The organism is Aliidiomarina quisquiliarum, from assembly GCF_023922585.1.
Taxonomy (GTDB): domain Bacteria; phylum Pseudomonadota; class Gammaproteobacteria; order Enterobacterales; family Alteromonadaceae; genus Aliidiomarina; species Aliidiomarina quisquiliarum.
Genome location: NZ_JAMFTN010000009.1, coordinates 1 through 6092, shown reverse-complemented (window position 1 = coordinate 6092; position 6092 = coordinate 1). Strand labels below are relative to the sequence as shown.

Genomic DNA, 6092 nt, shown 5'->3' with positions numbered 1-6092 from the left:
AATGTAGCACGTTAGTTATTTTCTGTCTATGACACACTTAGCCTTGAAATTTCGATTCCCGTAAGGTGATTTATTCTAGCTTCCAACCAACTTTTGCGCGAAAGGGCACTTTAGACCGCCAGTAAATAAACTGGTCTAATAGATCCGGACACATTAATTAGCGACAATACTAAGTCAGCAATTAAGGTGTCAATATGAGTCAGAAACGTGCATACAAGCAGTACTCAAAAGAGTTCAAAGAAGAGGCGGTAGCATTGGTTAACGATCAAGGGTACACCGTGCCGGAAGCTGCTAAATCATTAGGGATTAACCCAAACATGCTGTATCGCTGGAAGGAAAAGCTAGACGAAAGCAATGGTCGGAACCAAGTCAGTGAGTCTGAGCGTGAGGAGCTTCTCAGGTTGCGCAAAGAAAACCGTAACCTACGGATGGAAAAGGAAATTTTAAAAAAGGCGTCAGCCTTCTTCGCGAAAGAAATGAAGTAAAGTTTGACTTCATCATGTGTGAATCAGCGCATTATCCGGTCACAGTATTGTGCCAGGTGATGGGCGTAAGCCGCTCAGCATTTTATGATTGGAAGCAGCGCCCAGGGAAGTTGATTCCGGCCCAAGAGCTCAAAATGCGTCGACGTATGAAAAAGCTTTTTGAGCTCAGCCGAGAAAGCTTGGGCAACCGAGAGATGATGAAGAAGGAAGCTGCGTGGAGAAGGCTATAAAATTGGTCGCTACAGAGTACGTAAGCTGATGAAGCAGATGGAGCTTGTCGTGCGTCAGCGAGTCGCCTATAAGGTGACAACCAGGCGCAAACATAGTGACGCTGTGGCTGACAACTTACTGAATCAGAACTTTAACCCAACTGGACCCAATGAAGTTTGGGCTGGCGATGTGACCTACTGTCGCACTGCCGAGGGCTGGATGTACCTAGCGGTCGTTATGGATTTGTACTCGCGACGCATTGTCGGGTGGCATATGGATAAGCGCATGACCACCGATTTAGTATGCAAAGCGTTGACTAAAGCTTACAACCTTAGGCAGCCGCCGGCAGGGCTGGTTTCTCACAGTGACAGAGGTTCACAGTACACCAGCAAGCGCTTTCGCAAGTTGCTACGCAGCTACAAGATGCGGGCAAGTATGGGGGACGTGGGAGCTTGTTGGGATAACGCCGTCGTCGAGCGCTTCTTTGGTAGTTTAAAACACGATTGGCTTTATAAAGTACCCCAGCCAACCCGTGCGCATATGAAGGCAGATGTGGCCGCTTACATGCGCTATTACAACTTGGAACGGCTGCATACCGCCAACGGTGATATCTCACCAGTAGATTACGAAAACACTCTAAGAAAAGTGTCCGGTTTTAGTTGACCAGAACAATATACTTGGCACCTGAGGGGGGATAAGTGACTTATCAAGCTCATCTGTTGGATTAAGTTCATGCCCAAGATCTGAATCTTGTTTATTGCTCTCACCACCGCAGGCTGATAAAAATACGAGACAGACTACAAACAAAAAACTTTTCCTATACGTACTAAGCGATTTGCAAAGCTTAAGTCGAACGCTCACTTATAGCAGCCGCATATTATATATTCATTGCTTTTATGTGAGCAAACTTAAAAATATAGGATGAGATAATATAATCTTCGGAGCTAGGTATAACAGAGCATTAAAGCACCCTTAAAATCGATTTTGTAATCTTTATTAAGTGCCAGAATCAGGAAAAGGTTGGCTGGTACCCTGCTTTAGCTAGGTGAGGAGTAATATTTCGTCATCACAAAGAATGGCTATCAGGAGAACATTTTTATGTAGAGGTGGTTTTAGGTGTTTTCCCCGCAGTGTTTCCTATGATCGTCAGCTCTGAGACTCTGCATTATGGGTGCCCTTATTCTTGTGAGCGCAGGATTACACCGTGAAATAACTAAGCCAGTTATTATAACCAGCTTCGGCAACATCAGCATATCGGTGGTAAGAGCTAGAGTCAGGCAAAAGAGAGATTTTGGATTAACAATAAACTGGTGGCAAGTTTTACTTGTCGACTATAAAGGTTATTTAATCTAGGTGAATCAATGCTTTCAGAAGCTTGGCCAATTGGAAAGTTTTTTGGGAGACTGCTAATGAAAGTTGGTGTGCGATTATAATAAATACGCCGTTAATTCCGCATGCTCTTCTAATTTGAGTGCCAAAGAAAACTGTATACGTTAAGATCAAAGAAAAATAAGGTGACTAATATGAAAAATAAGATAGCTATAACTACATTAGCAACTTTAATTGCTTTGACAGGTTGCTCTTCGAGTCCGCCGGAACCAGAAACAGAATTAGCAAGTAAACTAATTGAGCTGGAAAAAGCCCAACGTGAACTAAAAGAGCTTCGTGAATACGAGCAAGAACGCCGACTCGAAATAGAAAATTCTAAAACCCCGCAGTGGGCGATGCAGCCTCCAGCTCCTGACGGATCAGCAGTGTATGGTGTTGGTATATCCGAATCAAAAAACTTGAATCACGCAATGCGAACAGCTCGTTTACGGGCTGAATTTGATGTGGCCGGTCAGTTAAAGGGTGAGCTATCGGGCTCTAACCGAGATATGACACGGGGTAATTCTTCGGGCGAGGTGACTGAATCTCAATTATTCTTAATTGACCGCATCGTGGACTCTGTGCCAGTGGTCGGCTACCAAGTAGTTGAGTCGGAAACTGTAATCATGAATGGAAAAATACACGCTTTTGTTTTGCTGCGACTGCCATTCGATGAATTCAACCAGGTCTTGCAGTCACAGCGAAACAGTGAAGTTAACAATCAAATGCGGGCTGAGTTTGATGATCTTGAGCGTCGATTAGCCGTGCGCAGACAACTACGTGAGCAAGAGATAGAGGCTGAGCACCGTCGGGAGCAAGATAGGTATGAATTACGAGCTCGTACGTTGCGCGAAGCCAATGCGCCACCTGAGGTCAAGGAAGAGAAACCAAATGGATCAACCCTTTAGCAAACAGCGGGGGAAGTTTGTCTGCTTGAATTAGCATTGAAGTTTAGTTAGAGCTATGGGATAACCAGGCGTCATATCTAAATCCAATCTCCCCGCATTGCGGGGGGATTCAATAACACATGTTTGAATTTTAGCTAAATCGACAGTAGGCCTATTGCTTAAGTTCATTGCGACCACCTATTCAAACAGCGATATTACTTCCCTACACAGTATATTTTGCTGGGTTATATTTGAGTGCTTTCAGGCAAGGCTACTATTATCACAGGCCGGAAAGGGCAATCCCAACCGAAAAAAACCAGCTGAATTTTAATGTGCATGGTGTACAGGCATTAAAAGCTAGTAGTTAATTATGAAAATAAGGGCATCGAAAGTCTGCTACAAACAAATTTAATAATAAATCTGGAGTGCTCGCGTACACATCCAAGGATACTGACCCTGCCCACATCATTGCTATAGGCATACCACTTTCTTTACTGGCCCTATCCGGTCTTGGCACACGACCGCGATACGCGCCTAACCCAGAAGTCTTGAATAACTCTCGGAGGGAGCCTGTATAGTGTGAAGAGAGCTCTATATCTGCATCTGGTACTAGCATACTTCTTCTATTATAAGCGCGGTCTAAACTATAAAAAATAGTTTGCTTTGACTCAGAATAATCGTTGTCGTCACTAAATAGCCTTATCCGTAGCGGCAAGCGTACACCCGCCAATGCATTATATTCATGTTTACCCCAGCTCAGTCTGAACGCGCTCAAGTCGATACTAAGAATTTGTGGTGACCTAACACAAGGGGCATCATAACCCTCAAACCCTGGGGAGCTGAGGATAAAATCAATATGCTCAGCTTGAACGCTCAACACTTCAATTTTGATTGAACGTAATGCAGGCAACTCAACTCGATACAACCTATCAAGGCTACCTTCTATCTTTTGCTTTAACTCCCTTCTAAGTTCTTCTTGCTTTATTTGTGATGGCAACAACCCCAAATAATCACTCCAACCAATATCTACACTAGACCGCTCTGCTTGGGTACGCGGCCTTTCCGGAGCGTTCAACTGCTCAAGTGCTCTTATGTACCTATCGTGAGTGCGCTTAAGCTGGCGCCCCATATCCACACTGGTAGAAATTCCAGTTAGCATACGGAGCGTTCTATCGTAATCAAGAGTAACGCGGGCCTTTAGTTTTAAGTTGTCGCCAACCCAACGCAACTCCAACACATCAACATCTGCTACGGTCGCCATCACAGACCTTACCTCAAGAGAGTAGTCTTCATCTTCATCACCGTTACTACGAAGTGATTCATCGCCAAAGACCACGCTGGGCAACCGGTCAAGTGCTTTTTGCACTGCCATTGCACGGGCGTTATATTCGGCCACTGCTTTAGGGTGTCCTGAGTAATTACCTTCAACCTCTACAACAACAGACGTATCGGCTAAGGAGGTGTTTGCGTATAGGGTTATTGCCACACAAATAAATATAATAAGCCGAACTTGGCTCATATCCCACCTACCTGATGTATTTAGCTTTTTAAGCAACATGGCTATTTAGCCCCTTCTACGAAACACACTAACAATAACTAAGAGCCAACCCACTGCAACCCTCCCCAGGCCTCAATTGCTTTACTAGCTGAGAAGCCAAGGTTAAGAGTGCACTTATACCTATTAGACTCACGCTCTTTCAAACCACCTAAATAGCTGCGATAACCATTAATAGAACTGACTGCCAGGTTCCTGCGGTCTATGTCGGTAGTGGCCAAAAAAAAGTAATCCTCTTCCGACCCTCCGACAAGAGGGTGCAAAGTGACTATAACTGGCTGGATGAACTTTAAGAGCTCCCTAGTAAACTTAACTGGCTTGCGACCACACCTTTGCGTATATGCATGCGGTATCTTTAGTCCAGAAAACAAGCTCTCGACTGCTGAATCTTCAAGGGGAAGGGCAGCACGGTATGAGTCGCCAGTGTAGATATTTATCGGAACACCAAACGAATTAAACTCGATGAGGAACAGTTTTTGAATGGGTTCTTTATCATTATCGTGAGAATAGTAGCTAGCCGATCGGGTGAATAGCATGCTAGAAATTAAATCATTAACTAAAGACTCTACAACACCCTTAACCTCATCAGCTTCACGCTCAGAGAGGCGTCTATTTTTAATAACAGTATCAACAAAGAAATAGCTATCACCAAACAAAGGAGGATGAGGAGTGCTATTTACGGAATGAGCTATTGCACGCCCATCCACGGTGTTTACGCCCACGGTTGAACAGCCAGAAATGACTAAGCCAATAAAGAAGATTGACAAGAAAGAATGGAATTTGGTTTTCAAGTTTAAATTCATGCGTCCCCTTTAATTGCATTTAACTACTTCAACCGTAATAGTAAAGTACTCGTTCAATTACCTAACTGAGACTGTAAAAGATTTTGTGTAAATGGCTGGTTTCACTGTTAAATCCGATCCTGATATATAATCTCGAACTGTGCCATCGCTGGCTTCCAATTGCGTATGGGCATAGTCCACTTTTTTGAAGCCTGATGCAAGGCCAAGTACAGCACCTTCATGACGGCTTCGTCGTTAGGGAACGACCGGCGAGTTTTGGTGATTTTGCGCAGTGACGCATTCAGCGACTCAATGGCATTGGTGGTATAAATGGCCTTGCGTATCTCAACTGGGTAGTCGAAGAACACACTTAAGCGCTCCCAGTTTGCCCGCCATGAGCGGCTGATGGTGGGATGCTCAGAGTCCCATGTCGAGGCGAAATTTTCTAGTGCCTGCTCGGCTTCAGCGCGAGTAGCCGCGCCATAAATGAGTTTTAAATCAGCGGCAATAGTCTTGCGCTGTTTCCAGTTTACGTACCGCAGAGAGTGGCGAATTTGGTGCACAATGCACAGTTGCACTTGAGTCTTCGGGTAAACCGCCTCAATGGCTTCTGGGAAGCCTTTAAGGCCATCGCAGCAGGCAATGAAGATATCGTCTACACCACGGTTTTTCAGCTCATTCATTACCGATAGCCAGAATTTAGCGCCTTCAGTTTGAGCCATCCACAGCCCGAGCAGCTCTTTTTCACCGTCAGTGTTGATGCCAAGCGCTAGGTACACTGACTTATTCTGTACAACACCAGAAT

The 6092-nt window shown here is 44.7% G+C and carries 4 protein-coding genes and 1 pseudogene; 2 read left to right on the top strand and 3 right to left on the bottom strand.

Annotated elements, in window-relative coordinates; all coding sequences use genetic code 11:
- The first annotated feature begins 194 nt into the window (after positions 1-194).
- Positions 195-1358 (top strand): annotated as a pseudogene (locus M1L23_RS00825) (IS3 family transposase).
- A gap of 860 nt (positions 1359-2218) precedes the next feature.
- Positions 2219-2971, top strand: coding sequence for a hypothetical protein (locus M1L23_RS00820; protein WP_252625063.1), 753 nt, complete (start codon positions 2219-2221; stop codon positions 2969-2971).
- Between the two features lie 343 nt (positions 2972-3314).
- On the opposite strand, the gene M1L23_RS00815 is transcribed toward M1L23_RS00820, so the two are convergent.
- The 3 genes from M1L23_RS00815 to M1L23_RS00805 all read right to left on the bottom strand — a co-directional run.
- A complete protein-coding gene (locus tag M1L23_RS00815) occupies positions 3315-4469 on the bottom strand; it encodes a hypothetical protein (protein WP_252625061.1) in 1155 nt (384 codons plus the stop codon).
- A gap of 77 nt (positions 4470-4546) precedes the next feature.
- Positions 4547-5308, bottom strand: coding sequence for a hypothetical protein (locus tag M1L23_RS00810; protein ID WP_252625057.1), 762 nt, complete (start codon positions 5306-5308; stop codon positions 4547-4549).
- Between the two features lie 107 nt (positions 5309-5415).
- A partial coding sequence (locus M1L23_RS00805) for an IS256 family transposase (protein WP_252625056.1) occupies positions 5416-6092 on the bottom strand: 677 nt, incomplete at its 5' end.